General features: G+C 38.5%; 14 protein-coding genes and 3 pseudogenes. 14 read left to right on the top strand and 3 right to left on the bottom strand.

The window, feature by feature from the left end; translation table 11 throughout:
* Positions 1–4 precede the first annotated feature (4 nt).
* Both nadE and V8V91_RS25195 read left to right on the top strand, forming a co-directional pair.
* A pseudogene (gene nadE, locus V8V91_RS25200) lies at positions 5–1,844 on the top strand (NAD(+) synthase).
* Positions 1,845–1,846: 2 nt separating this feature from the next.
* Positions 1,847–2,949 (top strand): annotated as a pseudogene (locus tag V8V91_RS25195) (prolipoprotein diacylglyceryl transferase).
* Here V8V91_RS25195 and yidD read toward each other — a convergent pair.
* Positions 2,946–3,173 (bottom strand): membrane protein insertion efficiency factor YidD, encoded by a 228-nt coding sequence (gene yidD / locus V8V91_RS25190; RefSeq protein WP_373397794.1) that lies wholly within the window; start codon positions 3,171–3,173, stop codon positions 2,946–2,948. The pseudogene V8V91_RS25195 and the gene yidD overlap by 4 nt on opposite strands.
* Positions 3,174–3,546: 373 nt before the next feature.
* Here yidD and V8V91_RS25185 point away from each other — a divergent pair, with 373 nt between their 5' ends.
* The 12 genes and pseudogenes from V8V91_RS25185 (at position 3,547) to V8V91_RS25130 (ending at position 14,641) form a co-directional block, all read left to right on the top strand.
* A complete protein-coding gene (locus tag V8V91_RS25185) occupies positions 3,547–3,987 on the top strand; it encodes a hypothetical protein (protein ID WP_373397793.1) in 441 nt (146 codons plus the stop codon).
* 844 nt (positions 3,988–4,831) lie between these two features.
* The gene (locus V8V91_RS25180) at positions 4,832–5,578 is read left to right on the top strand and encodes a hypothetical protein (protein ID WP_373397792.1); all 747 of its coding nucleotides are present in this window, start codon (positions 4,832–4,834) and stop codon (positions 5,576–5,578) included.
* 95 nt (positions 5,579–5,673) lie between these two features.
* Positions 5,674–6,063, top strand: coding sequence for a ComEA family DNA-binding protein (locus V8V91_RS25175; protein WP_373397791.1), 390 nt, complete (start codon positions 5,674–5,676; stop codon positions 6,061–6,063).
* The gene (locus V8V91_RS25170; RefSeq protein WP_373397790.1) at positions 6,012–6,521 is read left to right on the top strand and encodes a hypothetical protein; all 510 of its coding nucleotides are present in this window, start codon (positions 6,012–6,014) and stop codon (positions 6,519–6,521) included. Before V8V91_RS25175 ends, V8V91_RS25170 begins: the two co-directional genes overlap by 52 nt.
* Complete coding sequence (locus V8V91_RS25165) at positions 6,518–7,675, top strand: hypothetical protein (RefSeq protein ID WP_373397789.1); 1,158 nt, start codon at positions 6,518–6,520, stop codon at positions 7,673–7,675. Before V8V91_RS25170 ends, V8V91_RS25165 begins: the two co-directional genes overlap by 4 nt.
* Before the next feature lie 64 nt (positions 7,676–7,739).
* The gene (locus tag V8V91_RS25160; RefSeq protein ID WP_373397788.1) at positions 7,740–8,597 is read left to right on the top strand and encodes a DUF5117 domain-containing protein; all 858 of its coding nucleotides are present in this window, start codon (positions 7,740–7,742) and stop codon (positions 8,595–8,597) included.
* Complete coding sequence (locus V8V91_RS25155) at positions 8,573–10,174, top strand: zinc-dependent metalloprotease (protein ID WP_373397787.1); 1,602 nt, start codon at positions 8,573–8,575, stop codon at positions 10,172–10,174. Before V8V91_RS25160 ends, V8V91_RS25155 begins: the two co-directional genes overlap by 25 nt.
* A 143-nt stretch (positions 10,175–10,317) precedes the next feature.
* On the top strand, positions 10,318–10,521 hold the full coding sequence (locus V8V91_RS25150) for a hypothetical protein (RefSeq protein ID WP_373397786.1): 204 nt from the start codon (positions 10,318–10,320) through the stop codon (positions 10,519–10,521).
* A 4-nt stretch (positions 10,522–10,525) separates the two neighbouring features.
* Positions 10,526–12,560: pseudogene (locus tag V8V91_RS25145) on the top strand (M3 family metallopeptidase).
* Between the two features lie 71 nt (positions 12,561–12,631).
* Positions 12,632–13,726 carry an AI-2E family transporter gene (locus V8V91_RS25140; RefSeq protein WP_373397785.1) on the top strand — a complete coding sequence of 365 codons (1,095 nt, stop codon included), beginning with the start codon at positions 12,632–12,634 and terminating at the stop codon, positions 13,724–13,726.
* On the top strand, positions 13,689–14,132 hold the full coding sequence (locus tag V8V91_RS25135; RefSeq protein ID WP_373397784.1) for a tetratricopeptide repeat protein: 444 nt from the start codon (positions 13,689–13,691) through the stop codon (positions 14,130–14,132). The genes V8V91_RS25140 and V8V91_RS25135 overlap by 38 nt, the downstream gene beginning before the upstream one ends.
* Positions 14,117–14,641 (top strand): tetratricopeptide repeat protein, encoded by a 525-nt coding sequence (locus V8V91_RS25130; RefSeq protein WP_373397783.1) that lies wholly within the window; start codon positions 14,117–14,119, stop codon positions 14,639–14,641. Before V8V91_RS25135 ends, V8V91_RS25130 begins: the two co-directional genes overlap by 16 nt.
* Here the strand turns inward: V8V91_RS25130 and V8V91_RS25125 are convergent.
* Both V8V91_RS25125 and V8V91_RS25120 read right to left on the bottom strand, forming a co-directional pair.
* On the bottom strand, positions 14,629–17,175 hold the full coding sequence (locus V8V91_RS25125) for an ATP-binding protein (RefSeq protein ID WP_373397782.1): 2,547 nt from the start codon (positions 17,173–17,175) through the stop codon (positions 14,629–14,631). The two genes, V8V91_RS25130 and V8V91_RS25125, sit on opposite strands and share 13 nt — an antisense overlap.
* A complete protein-coding gene (locus tag V8V91_RS25120) occupies positions 17,172–17,570 on the bottom strand; it encodes a hypothetical protein (RefSeq protein WP_373397781.1) in 399 nt (132 codons plus the stop codon). The genes V8V91_RS25125 and V8V91_RS25120 overlap by 4 nt, the downstream gene beginning before the upstream one ends.
* Positions 17,571–17,644 lie beyond the last annotated feature (74 nt).

Here is a 17,644-nt window from a genome sequence, read left to right as displayed (position 1 = left end):
TACCATGTCCCCCATAAAAATTGCTTCTGGTACTGTCAATCAAACCCCTTTGGATTGGAAAGGTAATCTGGACAGGATTATTCGTGCAGTAAAGGAGGCAAAATCTGAACAGGCAGAAATTCTTTGCTTACCTGAATTGGCAATCACCGGCTATGGTAGTGAAGATTTGTTTTTAAGCTATTGGTTTCCCCCCCAAAAAGCACTAAAACAATTGGAATTATTAATTCCTGAATGTACTGACATTACCGTAGCTGTAGGTTTACCTATCAGAATTCAGGAGCACGTCTACAATTGTGTGGCGGTCATAGAAAATGCAATTTTAAAGGGCTTTGTAGCCAAACAATACCTTGCCATTGACGGAGTACATTACGAATTCAGATGGTTCACTCCCTGGCCAGCAAATGAGTTGATTGATTTTGAGTTTCAAGGTGAAAATTACCCTCTAGGAGATCAGATTTTTGAGCATAAAGGAATAAAATATGGATTCGAAATCTGTGAAGATGCCTGGAGAGGACCTATTCGCCCTGGGTATAGATTAGCCGAAAGAAATGTTGATTTAATATTCAACCCAAGTGCCAGCCATTTTGCCATGGGTAAAACCCGTGAACGCTACCAATTAATCCAAGAGAGTAGCAAAATCTTTGACTGCTATTACTGTTATGCAAACCTGCTAGGAAATGAGGCGGGAAGAATGATTTTCGATGGGGAGATGATGTTGGGAAAATCAGGTGAAATCCTTGGCAGAAATCAACTCTTATCCTTTCAGGATTTTCAGGTTAAAAGTTTTTACCTGGAACCCAAAAAACAGGACATCGCTCCAATTTTAGAAAAAGAAAAAGAATTTGTTCAAGCCGCTTCTCTTGCATTATTTGACTACCTCCGTAAGAGCAAAAGCAAAGGGTTTGTCCTTTCTTTAAGTGGAGGCGCAGATTCTTCTACCATTGCTATTCTGGTTTCTGAAATGGTCAAACGAGGAATACAGGACTTAGGGATCCGTCTTTTTTGCAAAAATTAAATTTGCCTCTTCCTCCAAAAGAGGAAAATGCCGACAAATTTTTGGTAGGTGAATTATTGACTACTGCATACCAAGGCACCAAAAACTCTTCGAATGATACCTTTCGAAGTGCCCAAACATTGGCACAAAGCATTGGAGCAAAGTTTTATCATTGGAGCATAGACGAGGAAGTAATCTCCTATACCAAAAAAATAGAGGAAGCCATCGGAAGACCACTTACTTGGGAGCAGGATGATATCACTCTACAAAATATTCAAGCGAGATCTAGGTCCCCTATTATCTGGATGCTGGCAAATATTAAGAACTCTCTCTTGCTTTCAACATCCAACCGAAGTGAAGGTGATGTGGGATATGCCACCATGGATGGGGATACAAGTGGAAGTATCTCTCCTATCGCAGCGGTTGACAAATATTTCATTTTGCATTGGCTCAATTGGGCTGAAAAAAACTTAAACCAGCCAGGCTTGCAACTGGTCAACTCCCTTCAACCTACGGCCGAACTTAGGCCTTTGGAAAGAACGCAGACGGATGAAAAAGATTTGATGCCATATGCCGTCATTGTGGAAATAGAAAAATTGGCCATACGAGACAAAAGATCTCCAATGGACATTTTTTAATACTTCATGAAGAACTTCAACTTGAAAGCAGCGTTTTGAAGGATTATATCAAAAAATTCTTTAGACTGTGGTCAAGAAACCAATGGAAAAGAGAACGATTGGCTCCTTCTTTTCATTTGGACGAATTCAATGTGGACCCAAAAACCTGGTATCGTTTTCCAATTTTATCTGGGGGATTTACCGAAGAACTTGAACAATTAGATCAACTTTAAATATGATTGAATCATTGCTGAATTATGTCGTTTGGGACCCGAACCCTGCTGTTTTCTCAGGATTTGAAAGACTCAGATGGTACAGTTTATTATTTGCCTTAGGCTTTATTATATCTCAACAGTTTATGGTCTACTTTTTCAAGAAAGAAGGTCAAAACGAATTGTTGGTGGACAAGCTTACCATCTATATGGTGTTGGCGACCATCATTGGAGCTAGACTGGGACATGTCCTGTTTTATGAGCCAGAAAAATACCTCAGTAATCCCATTGAAATACTTAAAGTTTGGGAAGGTGGCCTAGCCAGTCATGGTGCTGCTATTGCCATCTTATTTGCTCTTTGGTTATACGCCAAAAGAACTCGGGTCAAAGTTACCTTTGGGTAGTAGATAGAATTGTCATTGTTACAGCAATGACTGGAGCATTGATTCGTTTTGGAAACTTGATGAACTCCGAAATCGGAGGTAAAGATACAGGAACGGATGATGGTTTTGTATATGCTTGGGACGCCAAAGACATTATGAAGACCATGCGAGTTCCCATTGAATCCATTGAGGCTTATAAGCCTACAGATCGAGATTCTGAACTTCAAAACAATGGGATTGTCCCCGTTAATTTTGATATAGAAATCAATAAAGGAGGATATAGCCTAACAGATTTAGAATCCACTCTAAGAAGGGATTTAAAGTATGTTTTGACCCAATTTAAGTCCTCTCAAGAGTATTTAGCCGAACCAGAAGAAAGGCCGTTAGACCTAACCATTTCCGATAAAGGGGAATATTATTTGGCTACAGTAAAAACCTTTGGTAGAACAAAACATCCCACGCAGATTTACGAATCCATTTCTTACTTCGTCATCTTCTTGATTTTGTTGGGATTATGGAACAAGTATAAATCCAGGTTACCGGATGGACTTCTGCTAGGATTATTTCTGATTGCCGTATTTGGAATGCGCTTTGTTTGGGAATATTTCAAAGCGGTTCAGGTAGACTTTGAGGAAAATATGACGCTAAACATGGGGCAAATCCTAAGTATACCTTTAGTAATTATAGGAATCATACTCGTGGTACGTGCCCTAAGTAATGGGATCAAACCTGAAAAAAACTAAGGAACAGGATCATGTCCGTGACCTCCCCATGGATTACAACTTGCAATTCTCTTCAATCCAATCCAACCTCCCTTGAAGATCCCATATTTAAGGATTGCCTCTTTGGTATATTGGCTACAAGTAGGGGTATAACGACAACTTGAAGGAAACAACGGAGATATTGTGTATTGGTATACCAAAACGGGAAATATGGCTATCTTTCGAATTAATAATCTGAACTTCATCTGAATACTCAGTAAGATTTAATTACTAAACCAAAATTACTCAATCTGAATTCCCTCTTGCCCAATAAGATCATAAATTTCATTCCTGTAATGCTAGTTACACTGATTCTAAGCTTCGGTTTGGGAACTCAACGTGTTTATGCGCAGGTAGACACCTCATTTAGTCCGGCTAATTCAGGTACTCCGGAAAAAGTGAAGGTGAACAATATCTTTATAATTGGGAATGAAAAAACCAAAAAAGTATCATCCTACGGGAGCTGGACTTCACCACGGACTATTACTACGACTGGGATACATTTATAGAGATTATTCAGGCAGATCAAAAAAAGATCTATAACCTACGCTTATTTACCGAGGTAGAAATTACCCCCCTTTGACTGGAGAAGATGAGGCGGAAGTGGTAATCACTGTTAAAGAAAGATGGTACATACTTCCATCTATTATTTTCCAGTTGGCAGACAGAAACTTTGCAGAATGGTGGACCAACCAAGGACGAGATTTTTCCAGAGTAAACTTTGGCATGAGATTAAGCCATAATAATGTGGCCGGAAGAAATGAAAAATTGAAGTTTGCAGGCCAACTAGGGTTTACAAAAGCATTGGATATTCAATACAGTAAACCTTACATTGACAAAAATCAAAAGCATGGGTTAGCAGCTCAATTCACTTTTTACAACAATAAAACCCTTGCCATTAAATCTGAAAACAATCGACAGGTCTTTTATACCTCCCCAGAAGAAAATGTTTTAAGAAAAATATTGCTGCCGCAATCAGGTATACCTATCGAAGGAGTTTTTACAATTTCCATTTTGTAACCCTTGCCTTCAATCATACTTGGATAAACCCATCAGTTCTGGAAGAAAATCCGAATTACTTCCAGCATGGTTCCAATACCTTACGCTATTTATACCTGACTTATACTTTCCGTCATGATCGTAGGGACAATGTAGCCTATGCTACAGATGGAGAATTACTTGTCCTTTCAGCTACAAAATACGGAGTCTTCTATACCAAAGAACTAGATGAGATAGAAGTAAATCTTACTGCCAATAAATATTTTAAAATCAACGATAAATTCCATTTTAATACTGGATTAACGGCTAATTGGTTTCTCAGTGAAACCCAACCGTACACCTTAGTCAGAGGTATTGGATATAATCCGAATTTCATTAGAGGATATGAATTAAATGTCATAGAGGGTCAACAGCTTTATGTTCATAAAAATAGCTTCAGATGGAAGTTTTTTGACTATGATTTCGACATATCTAGAACTGTTCCTCTTGACCAATTCAGCACCATTCCCGTCAGGTTATACCTTAGTGCAAACTTTGACCATGGCTTTGTAAAAGATAGAAATGAAATTCCTGCAAATGCTCGACTGACCAACAAATACATCTTTGGGTATGGGCTGGGCATTGATTTAGTCGGTTTTTACGATGCAGTATTTAGGTTTGAATATTCTCTAAACAATACTGGTGGAGGCAACTTTTTCTTCAACTTTAAAACGCCTTTCTAATAAAATAATTTTTAGTTCTCATTTCAAAACGAATGAATTTTATTTAAATTAATAGTTCATTTAAGTTTTTGAGACATGAAGCTTGTATTTTTTTATGCTTCGCTGTTTTTGTTTGTTATTCAGCTTTTCCACAAACAGACCCCTTGACCCAAGCACATGGTGCCAGAAGTCAAGGCATGGGAAATCTTAAAGTAAATCTTCCCGACACTTGGTCCATATTCAACAACATAGGAGCATTGGATCGAATATCCCATTCACAAGTTGCTGTAGCTGCAGTCCAACGATATGGGCTGAAAGAACTCAGCACCTTGGATTTAGCTCTAGCCTTAAAATCCAATATTGGTTCAATTGGTATAGGAGTCTCTCGGTTTGGAGGAAAATTATTTAATCAGCAACTAATCGGAATGGGTTTTTCCCAAAAGCTGGGAATTGCCAGTTTTGGATTGAAATTAGATTGGTTTCAAACTCAAATTCAAGATTTTGGACATGCCAATTCCTTTATTTTTAGCTTAGGAGGAGTAGCAGACTTAGGACCCCAAGTCAAGATTGGAGCTTATTTTTCCAATTTAAACAGGTCTAAAATTAGCCATGAATATGATGACCGACACCCTACTCAATTAACATTGGGGATTACCTACCTACCCATTTCTAACCTTCATCTTCATTTAGAGGCTGAAAAGGATATCCTTTATAAACCAAATGTGAAAGCTGGATTGGAATATGGAATTCAAGACTGGCTTTTTCTAAGATGTGGAATAAACACCCAGCCATCTAAATTAAATTTTGGTTTGGGGGTAAAGCCTGGGAAATTCCAGTTTGATTATGCATTGGGGCAAACAAATGCACTGGGAAGTACCCATCAAGTAAGTTTTGGATATCTATGGAATTGAAAAGAGGTCAAATAGCATTATTTATTTGTCTCCTTTTAATGAGTTTTAAATCAATCTGCCAAAAACCTCCAAAGCCAACTATTGACCCCGAAAATTTGGTAGAAAGACTTTTTCCCGTTCAGGATGAGGACATGGACTATGAATCGATCTATGAAGTTTTATTTCAACTGTATTCTAACCCAATCAATATCAATAAGGCTAGCGCCGAAACGCTTCAGGCCAGCTATTTATTAAGCCCCAATCAAATTACTTCTATACTCTCCTACCGTGAAAAATTCGGACCTTTTTTATCTCTGTATGAATTGCAGGCAGTTCCGAATTTAGACCTTAACACCATCTCACAAATACTCCCTTTCATTACAATGGGTGAAACTGAGTCAAACTTTTCAAAAACCTTGTTAAAAGAATTTTTGAGGAAGAACAAGCCTACCTTTTGTTTCGGCACAGAAGGGTTTGGGAACCGAGACGAGGTTTCATCCCAATAGACAGTTCTGCTTCAGGACTGCCAAAGAAGCCATATTTAGGTGATCCAAACGACCTATATGTTCGCTTTAGAATACAACATGCTCGAGATTTTAGCCTTGGACTTACCCTTGACAAAGATTATGGTGAACAATTTACTTGGGATCCCCAAACCAAAAGATATGGTTTTAATTTTCTCTCTTTTCATTTCACAAAGTACTTCACCAAAAACTGGAAAACACTAAGTCTTGGTGATTTTCAAGTTCAATTTGGGCAAGGGCTTGTATTTGGAGCAGGATATTCCTTGGGAAAGGGATCAGAAACGGTTCCTACTGTCAGAAAAAGTAGTATTGGCATCCTACCCTACACCGCAGCCATGGAATTTGGATTTTTAGAGGGTTTGGTGCTACATATCAAAAGGGACCATGGGAGGCTTCTGTTATTACTTCCTTTGCCCCTAGAGATGGACGCTCTTCAATGACACATGACGATCTTGGAAATGAATTGGAATCGATTTCTACTTTAGGGCAAAGTGGGCTTCATAGAACTATCAGCGAACTTTCTACCAAATCCAGATTTAGAGAAGTAAACCTTGGAGGAAACATTCAATTTTCAAATCAGAATAGATTGCAAGTTGGTGGCAACTTTTTAGTAACAAGGTTTAATCAACCTTGGATCAAAAGCCCCTCCGTTTATAATCGATTTGATTTTTCAGGCAAAAGCAATTGGGTTGGAAGTTTGTATTTTAATTACAACTGGAGAAATTTCTTTCTTTTTGGAGAGTCTGGACTTTCTAAATCAGGCGGACAAGGAACTTTATTAGGATTTGTTAGCTCTCTGTCTAAGGAGCTCGATATTTCATTTGTTTGGAGAAATTACGACCGTGATTTCCATAGCTTTTATTCCAATTCGTTTTCGGAAGGCTCTAAACCTATGAATGAAAGAGGCGCTTATGTAGGGATTCAACTGAAACCTAATACAAAATGGAAATTGAATGCCTATTATGACTTTTTCAAATTCCCTTGGTTAAAATACCGTGTTTACGCTCCTTCTGATGGGTTTGAATGGCTGGCCCGATTTAGTTATTTCCCTTCCAAAAAGCTTCTGGCGTTCATCCAAATAAGGACAGAGCAAAAGGACCGGAATATTAATGATACTGGTGCTCCTAGTCTTCCTTATGTAGTTTTACCTATCAAAAAATCTAATGGCATGATAAGCCTGGAATTTCATCTTTCAGATAATTTATTTTTGAAATCAAGGATCTTGGCAAGTAGTGTAGACTTTAACTCTGAACACACAAATGGATTCATGATCCTCCAAGATATCCAATATGGGCAAGAAAGGTGGAAAATAACTGCAAGAGGAGCATTATTTGATACAGATAACTATGACAATAGGCAGTATGCATTTGAAAACAACGTCCTCTGGACATTTTCTATTCCTGCCTTTTCAGGCCAAGGAATGCGGTATTACTTACTTGGACAATACAAATTTAATTCTCAAATAACTGCTTACTTCAGATTTGCAAGAACCAGTTATACCGATCGTGAACAAATCAGCTCTGGTCTTCAAACTATTAATTCTTCCCATCAAACGGAGAGTACCTTTTTGATTAGATATATGATACATCGATAATTTTCCATCAATGGTGCAATGTTGAGGTAGTTTTTTTAATAATTTGTCAACAAACCACTAATCCATGAGAAAAACACTTTACACAACTATCATTGTACTCCTAAGCACCCTTTCGGTCTTTGCTCAAAATCTGGATCTGAGCAAATTCAAGAAAATGGAGGGCTTTGTTAATTTCTATTTAGATGAGGAAAATGGAAAGATCTATTTGGAAATTGACGATTTAGAAAAGGAATTTTTATATGTCAGTTCACTTACTGCCGGAGTAGGATCCAACGATCTGGGCTTGGATCGGGGCCAACTGGGACAAACTCGAATTGTGGAATTCAGAAAGACAGGAAATAAAATCTTTTTGGTTCAAAAGAATTATGATTATCGAGCTTATTCAGACAATCCTGCCGAAGTAAAATCCATCCGGGATGCCTTTGCGGAGTCCACTCTTTGGGGATTTGACGTGGCACAGGAAAATGACGGAAGTTTCATTGTGGAAGCCACCAAATTCTACATGGAAGACACCCATGGTGTTGGAAGCAGACTATCCAGAAGCCGTCAAGGAACCTTCCGTACCGATGCTAGCAGATCTAGTTTGTATTATCCTACCATCAAAAACTTCCCTAAAAACACGGAAGTAGAAGCGGTTATTACACTCACAGGACAAATTACAGGTAGAGAGCTAAGCTCTGTGACCCCTGGCTCAGATGCGGTAACAGTACGTCAAAGACACTCATTTATAGAACTTCCTGATTTAGACTATCAAAAGCGTGAATTTGACCCAAGAGGTGGTTTTAATGCCATTTCCTATATGGACTTTACTACTCCTATCACTGAACCAATAGTAAAGCGATTTATCACCAGACATCGATTGGAGAAAAAGATCCAACTGCTGCTGTTTCAGAAGTGGTGGAGCCCATCGTTTATTTTCTAGACCGAGGAACACCTGAGCCAGTTGCATCCGCATTAATTGAAGGCGGAAATTATTGGGCACAAGCTTTTGAAGCAGCAGGTTTTAAAAATGCCTATAGAGTTGAACTTGCTCCGGAAGGAATGGATCTTATGGACGTTCGATACAATGTAGTGCAGTGGGTTCATCGATCTACCAGAGGCTGGTCTTATGGAAGCAGCGTTAGAGACCCTCGAACTGGAGAGATCATCAAAGGCCATGTTTCTTTGGGATCACTTCGTGTGAGACAGGATTACTTAATTGCTCAAGGACTGATCCAGCCCTATGAAAATGGAACAGAGCCAGATCCTAAAATGCTAAAACTAGCTTTGGACCGATTAAGACAACTCTCTGCCCATGAAATTGGTCACACCTTGGGAATTTCCCATAGCTATGCAACATCTGCAGAAAACAGATCTTCTGTGATGGATTATCCTTATCCTGTAATTACCCAAAATGCCAATGGAGAATTAGATCTTTCTGTGGCATATGATCAAAAAATTGGAGAATGGGATAAGTGGGCAATTAAATTTGGATATGGTACTGTTCCTCCCGGCATGACTGAAGAAGAATACCTGGAAAAAACCCTCCAGGACACCTATTCAGCAGGCTATGAGTTTATTACTGATTCGGATTCCAGAGACCCAAGTGGAGCTCATCCTCGCTCCCACCTTTGGGATAACGGCGCTTCTTCTCCAGTAGAGTTGAAAAGAATGTTGGAATTGAGAGCGAATAAATTACAATCTTTTGGCTTGAATGCGATTCCAACTGGAACCCCAGAAGCCATGTTGGAGGAGGTTCTTGTACCTCTTTATTTAATGCATCGGTATCAAGTGGAGGCCACTACCAAGTTGGTAGGCGGCATGGATTACAACTACAAAGTAAAGGGAGACAATCAACCCAATCACAAATGGGTACCTGCCAAAGAGCAATTAGAAGCTCTTGATGCTTTGTTGCTGACTGTATCCCCAAGTCAATTGGCAGTCCCTCCACATATTCTTGCTTTGATCCCTCCAAGACCTTATGGGTATGGAAGAACCAGAGAAACTTTTGTTTCAAGAACCGGACCTATTTTTGACCCAATTGCACCAGCTGAAACAGTGGTTGACCTAACTTTCTCCTTCCTGTTGGATGATGCCAGAATGAATAGAGTTTATTTACAACACCTACAAGACAACAGCTTACCTAGCTACCAGTCTGTATTGGATCAAGTCAGTACACAAGTATTCTCCTCTACTATTCCTTCTGGGTTAGAGACGGAAATCAAGTTGATGACTGAAACAAAATTGGTGGACCATATGATTGCTTTAGCCAAAAATGGAAATGCTTCCAATACGGTAAGAGCGATCACCAGAGCACAATTAGATGAATTGGCCAATGGAAGTAAAAAGCTTTCAGCAAGAACATCTTCTGTACTGCTTTCTCAACATTCTGAATACCTCACTGAAAAAATCAATGCATTTTTAGAACTACCCGTTGAATTAACTGTACAGGAAACATTAAAAGCTCCTGATGGTTCTCCAATTGGTTCCGATTCTATGTCTTGCGATTTTGATTATTAAAAGGATACGAATTGACTAATCCTTAAAAAGCAGCCTTATAGGATAAGGCTGCTTTTTTAATTTTGTTACTAGCTAATTTGGTAAGTCATCTTTACTATCCCATTCCCCCGTTTTTCTATGATAGAATCGCTAAGTGATTTTGCATGAGCCAAGAACTCGAATGGTTTGAGATTGAGCCAATTGAAATGAAATTCCGGGATATTAAAGTGCAAAAAATATCATATCCTTTATGGATTGGAGAGAGCTTTACAGATCAAATTGGTAGATTAGAGGCTGAATTGAAAATGTCAGGTCATTTGATGGTTCCTACCGAAATCCATCAGATAAACCAAAATTATAGTTTCTAAGTATATGCAAAACCCATTATTGGCTCAATTTGCCACTCCATTCGATACAGCTCCATTTACTAAAATTAAAACAGAAGATTATCTTCCTGCCATTAAAACTGCCATTGAGGAAGCCAAATTAGAGATTGAAGGGATCAAAAAGGAGGATCAGCCAACTTTCGAAAACACGATAGCAGCATTAGATAGATCCGGCAAAAAGCTTGGAATTATCAGCGCTATATTTTTCAATTTAAATTCTGCAGAAACAAGCCCTGAATTACAAAAACTGGCTAGAGAAATATCCCCTCTTTTGACACAACATTCCAACGATATTTTGTTGGACCAGGTATTATTCCAAAAAGTAGCTTCAGTTTTTGATTCCAAATCAGCACTAACTTTGACACCTGAGCAAGGTATGCTTTTGGAAAAAACCTATAAATCCTTTGTAAGAAATGGTGCAAAATTAACATCCGAAGAAGGTGAGATTTTACGAAATATTGATCAAGAGTTAGCTCAGTTAAGTCTCAAGTTTGGTGAGAATGTGCTGGAAGAAACCAACAAATTCGTTCATTTTGAAACAGAAGAAAGTGCCTTGGAAGGCCTGCCAGAAGGAATAAAAGAGGCTGCTGCTCAAATTGCTGAAGAAAAAACAAGCCCGGCCAATGGGCATTCACCTTGGACTATCCAAGTTATATTCCTGCGATGACTTATGCGAAAAACAGGAAATTGAGAAAGCTTCTGTTCTTAGCATACAATACAAAATGTTCCAAAGGGGATGAATTGGATAATCAGCAAATCATCAAAGACATTTTGACCCTGAAAGAAAAGAGAGCAAAGCTATTGGGATATGCCAATCATGCGGAATTTATTTTAGAAGAGCGCATGGCAAAAAGCCCAAAAGAAGTAATCAATTTTTAGAATCACTTCTGGAGAAAGCAAGGCCAAAAGCAGAGAAAGAAGTAGAAGAATTGACCGCATTTGCCAAAAAACTAGACGGGATTTCTGAATTACAAAAATGGGATTTCGCTTACTATTCTGAATTATTAAAAAAAGAAAAATACGCGATTGACGATGAATTACTTAAGCCTTATTTCCAACTGGAAAAAGTTGTCTCAGGTGTTTTCAAAACTGCCAATAAATTATTTGGAATAGATTTTAAACAGAATCCAGAAATTCCGGTTTATCATCCTGATGTGAAAGCCTATGAAGTAACAGATAGATACGGAAAACATTTGGCTGTATATTATGCCGATTACTTCCCAAGACCCGGAAAGAGAAATGGTGCCTGGATGACCAGTTACCGTGGCCAAAGTATGCAGGGTGAAATAAACAATAGGCCTCATGTCTCCATTGTCTGCAACTTTACAAAGCCTACCAAAACCAAACCCAGTTTACTAACCTTCAATGAAGTAACCACGCTTTTCCATGAGTTTGGACATGCGCTTCACGGAATGCTTGCCAATACTACTTATGAATCTCTGTCCGGAACAAGTGTTTATTGGGATTTTGTTGAATTGCCTTCTCAGATTTTTGAAAACTGGTGTTACGAGAAAGAATGCCTTGACTTCTTTGCAGACCACTATGAAACAGGTGAAAAAATCCCATCGGACCTGATAGAAAAATTGAAAAAGGCAGCAAATTTTCAACAAGGTTATCAAACAGTTAGACAAATTAGCTTTGGATTGCTAGATATGGCATTTCATAGTGCTCCAGCATCTACGATTACTGACATTCCTGCCTTTGAACAGGAGGCCATGAAAAGGACTGATTTACTGCCTAAAGTTCCTGAGACCTTGATGGCAACTTCATTTTCTCATATTTTTCAGGGAGGATATTCAGCAGGATACTACAGCTACAAATGGGCTGAGGTTTTAGATGCAGATGCTTTTGACTTATTCTTGGAAAAAGGGGTTTTTGATGAGGTTACGGCAGCTTCTTTCCAAACGAATATTCTTTCAGCAGGTGGAAGCGAACATCCATCAGTTCTCTATAAAAGATTTAGAGGAAGAGAACCTAAAACAGATGCTTTATTAAAGCGGGCTGGTTTAATAGAATCCTAATTATGATTGAATAAATATTATTGAAAATCTCCTATATTAAGTAGAGATTAGGAACAACTAAAGTCACATAAATGAAAGAGAAAGGTTTTATTTTACCCCCTTATTTAAAAGCCCTGTCAGTGCTGATTTTCATCATTGTGTTGGTCTTTTTCCTTATTGTTGGCAAAAGTCTCCTAGTCCCCTTATTTATGGGAGGTTTTTTCGCAGTCCTTTTTACTCCCTTATCTAATTGGTTTGAAAAGAAAAAAATCCCCAGAACCGTTTCCTGTATACTTTCTTTATTGGTTAATATCGCGATGGTCGTAGGTTTTTTATCTTTTATAATCACCACGGTTTCTAATTTTACCAATGATTTTGACAATGTTTCTGAAAAGCTATCCAATTATGCGAAAGAAATTGATGATTGGACTTACAGCAATTTTGGGATAGACGAAAACCTGGAAGAGAAAGCAAGTGATGATTATATTAAAACCTTATTACAACAACATGGTGCAAACATTACCGGATTTGCGTTGAGAACAGTTGGTTCCCTTTCCGGCGCAGTTCTTATTCCTGTTTTCATGTTTTTCTTTCTCCTTTACAGGGATCACCTGACAGAAGTGATGATCCGGATTTATCGGGATAAAGACCCACAATTGGTGAAGATGAGAATTACTAGTCTCAGAAAACTGCTTCAAAACTACATTATTGGCGTGGTGAAGGTGATGGGAATTTTGGCTGTTCTAAATGTTACTGCATTTAGTGCCCTTGGTATCAAGCATGCTATTTTCTTTGGGATAATAGCTGCATTTCTAAACATCATCCCATATGTAGGTCCTTTTATAGGTGCCTTGATGCCTATGATTTATTCCTTTTTGACCAAGGATAGTCTTTTCTACCCCTTGGCAGTATTGGCATCTTACCAGATTATTCAGCTGATTGAGGGTAATTTCTTAACTCCAAAAATTGTTGGTGGTAATGTCAACTTGAATCCTTTCATCACGTTCTTAGGACTATTAATTGGTGGTTCCATTTGGGGGATTGCCGGAATGGTTTTGATTATACCTACCTTAGCAATTCTAAGGGAAATATTTGAATTAAGCGACCAGACTAGCCCATTTGCCTTACTATTAGGTGAAGAAGAAGATCATGCAAAAATTGAGCGTAAAGAAGAGGATAGCGATTAAATCCATTGTAATAATTGCCTTTTTAGGAATCTGTTCCTGCGACACCGTCGAGGATAAAAAAGGCAGGTTCCTATTGAAGGGGAATGAGAAAATTGAAGAAAACGATCCTAAATCAGCTATCTCTTTCTACGAAGAAGCCATCAAGCTAGATAGCAATTACGTTGACGCTTATTTCAACAAAGCGATGGCCCATTTAAAAATCAATCAACTTGATTTGGCCATTCATGCATTGGATGATGCGCTAAAACTCGATCCTTCCAATTTTGAAGGTTATTTCCAAAGAGGCTTGGCGTACTTGGACAATGGAGAGTTTTACAAAGCAAGAGAGGATGCAGAGAAACTCATTAGTTTAGATGATCAATCCTGGAAATCTTTTTCTTATCTGGCCTGGTGGAAGAGAAATTAAACAATTATCCAAAAGCACTGGCCTCTTTCGAAAAAGCAGTAAGCTTAGATCCTACCAATTCTGATTTATTGGTTAATCAAGCAACCCTACTTTATTATGAGAATAAGCCTGCTGAAGCCATGGAAATCTTGGACCAAGCGGAATTAGTAAATCCAATGGAACCTAATCTTCACAATTTGAGATCCATGATCTATTTTGATGAAGGAGATTACGAAAATGCATTAAATGCAGTGGATAAAGCGATCACCATCAATAATTCCCAAGCCTATTATTACAACAATAAAGGCCTATACTTGATGTATTTGGGGAAATTGGAAGAAGGTCTAGAGTTGGTCAACCAAAGTCTAAGAATGGATGACAATAATCCATTTGCCCTAAGAAATAAAGGAATCTATTATGTAATGAAAGGGGATAAAGTCACTGCTATGCAATTTTTGGCTGAGCTAAGTCAAAATTATCCAGACATGGATTTGGTAGCGGAATACATTCAAAAAGCTCAGGCACTATAGCTCTCTCCGGAAACGACTTCTTGTATTTTCTTCAAAAGCTCTGCCGCATCGATCGGTTTGGCAACAAATCCATCAAAGCCACAGTGATCTATCTTTTCCATGATCTCAAGCTTTGCGGCGGCAGTTAATGCAATTACAGGGATGGCAGAAAATGATTTGATGGCGGTGGTTGCATCGAACCCATCCATTACAGGCATCTGAATATCCATCAACACACAATCATAGTCTTTTGACTTGACAGCTTCCACGGCTTCCTGACCATTCAATACGCGTTCATAGTTGAAGCCCCACTTCTTTATAATTTTACCTAAGACCAATGCATTTACATCATTATCCTCTGCCATCAACAGATTTAATACCTTAGGATCCTTCTGTACTTCTTTAGCAGCGATTTGGGATAAAGGTTGATCTTCGGAAACCTCAAATTCTAATTCAAAAAAGAATCTACTCCCCTTACCTTCCTCGGATTCCAATTGGATCTTTCCTCCCATTAAACCCAATAATTTTCGAGTAATAGAAAGCCCAAGACCAGTACCTCCATACTTTGTGCTAAACGTAGGCTTCACCTGATCAAAATCATTGAAAATCTTTTCTTGATTCTCTTTGGCTATTCCGATCCCGCTGTCTTTCACCTCAAAATAGATTTTTACTTTTTCTGAATCTTGGCTTCTCAATAAAACTGATACGTCTACATCCCCTTCTTTTGTGAATTTCAAGGCATTTGTAATCAGGTTATTCAATATTTGGGACAACCTGGTTTTATCTCCCTTCAACCATTTATCCAATCCTTCCGAGGTGTGCAGGTTTAAATTATTTTTGCTGTCACGTGCATGAAAGGATAATCCCTTAATTATTTGATTGATCAGATTTTCAAAATGGAAAGGTGCTTTCTCAATCGTAAGTTTACCAGCTTCAATTTTTTGGAAATCAAGTAGATCATTGATCATTATAATCAAATTATCTACCGCAAAGTTTATGGTATTTAAAGCTGTTTTTTGGGAATCAGTAGGCTGTTCTTGGAGTAACGAGTAGGTGGAACCTGAAATGGCATTCAGAGGAGTTCTTAACTCATGACTAATCATGGACAAGAAATCAGATTTGATTTGACTAGCTTTTTCTGCGGTCTTCCTCGCTTCATCCAGCTTAGCTTCAAATTCTTTTTGGTTACTGATATCGGTCAGATATCCATACCAAACCATATCACCATTGGATAACAACTGAGGCCGGGCAGCTCCCAGCACCCAACGATATTCGTTATTCTCAGCATTGGTTTTGACCCTAAATTGGCATTGCCAAGGTTCTTGTTTACGTGCTGAGGCTACAGAACTCATGATCACCTGAGGCAAATCCATAGGATGTACTCTGGAAATGGCAGAGGAAATATCCTCAAAATCCTTAATCTCCTCCGGATTCAAACCAAGCACAGAACTGATTCCCTTCGAAAGGAATGAAAATTTCATTTTACCTTCCTTATCCAACAACATCTGATACAATCCACCAGGAACTTGCTCTGTTAGGTTCATCAAGAAGTTACTGCTTTCCTCCAGGTTTTTCTCTAGAGTTACTTTTTCGGAAATATTTCTAAAGGAGATACTAATCAAACTTCTTTCGGAAGTCAAAACCACTTTAGAAGCTACTTCTAAAGTCAATTGCTTGCCTTGCCCGTTGATTAACAAGGAAGAGAATCGTTGGGTATGTTTATTATTATCTTCTGTTTGGATCCAATCTTTCCAAAGTTCTGGATCATCAAACAAAACTCCGAGGTCAGACAGGTGGGTAATTTCCTTATCCATTCCAAAAAGTCGATTGACTTCTGCATTTGCTATGAATACTTCTCCATCTGGATAGACAACCATCGCTGGCTCAGGAGATTCCATCAAAAGTTGCTCCAGCGTCTTTGTGCGATTTGCCTGTTGTACTATTTCAAAATCGTCCCATAAAACACCTGCAAATTGGTCACTGCTGTCACTTACAGGAATTCCTTTAAGTTGAATATGTTTCCCTTCAAGACTTTTGATTGGTAATTCACATTCCAGTTCTCCTTGTACAGGCTCCTTTTGATCAAAGACAGCACTCCAAACGGACTTGAATTCCTGTATGGGTTCATGGAGGTCTATTCTATTCAAATCAATAACCTGAGGAAAGCCTAATAAGTTGGAGGCTGTTAAATCCAGATGAATGATTCGAGTACTTTTGTTATACCTCCAAGAGCCCGATTGAGCTTTGATGGGAGAGGCAATTTTCAATTCCTCGATTTGACTCAATACTTCTTCCTCTTTTACTCTGTCAGAAATATCCCGGCCTATAATAAAAAATCTGTCCGGCGTAAACTGGACAGAACATTCAATACTTTTATAAAGGCCCTGCTTACACTTTATCCTAACTTCAAAGAAAGCATTCCCTTCCTGACCGGCGTTTTCTTTCCAAGTAGACTTGATGAGATCCAAATCTTGAGGATGGATCAAGTTGCATAAACTGGTATTTAATAATCCTTCTACCTCGTACCCTAATACTGGTAATACAGATCCATTCACATAAGTAAAGTAATCATGTTGACCGATTGCAATGATATCAAGATTGGATTTAAAAACTGTTGCGCTTCTTGTTTACTTGGCAACCCATGTGTTTTTACCTCTTTCCCTTTGTAGAAAAGAAAATAATTAGAGCCGTTCTCATGGGGAAGCTCTAACCGAAAGCTGTAATCTTTGCCTCCATGTGAAAGAATCAGTTCTTCCTTAAAGATATAGGCATTGATATCCAAACCTAGACCGGCAAGGGTCTTTTCCTGGAGTGACTCCCCTATGAGCGTTTCAAATGATTCATTTGCATAGAAAATACTGTAGGGAAACGTATCATCAGCAAGAAACACCATTTCCGAAGATTCGTAAATGATTTTTTTAAAGGTGCTATTAATACCTCTTTCTTGCATTGAATAATTTATCGCTTTTTGGGTGTATGCCTTTTTTCAAAGCTGAGACTTGCTACAGTCTTATCTGCTGTAAA

The organism is Algoriphagus halophilus (assembly GCF_041729275.1).
Taxonomy (GTDB): Bacteria; Bacteroidota; Bacteroidia; order Cytophagales; family Cyclobacteriaceae; genus Algoriphagus; species Algoriphagus halophilus_A.
Note: the sequence above shows the minus strand (reverse complement) of the source record. Positions and strands in the feature narration are given on the sequence as shown.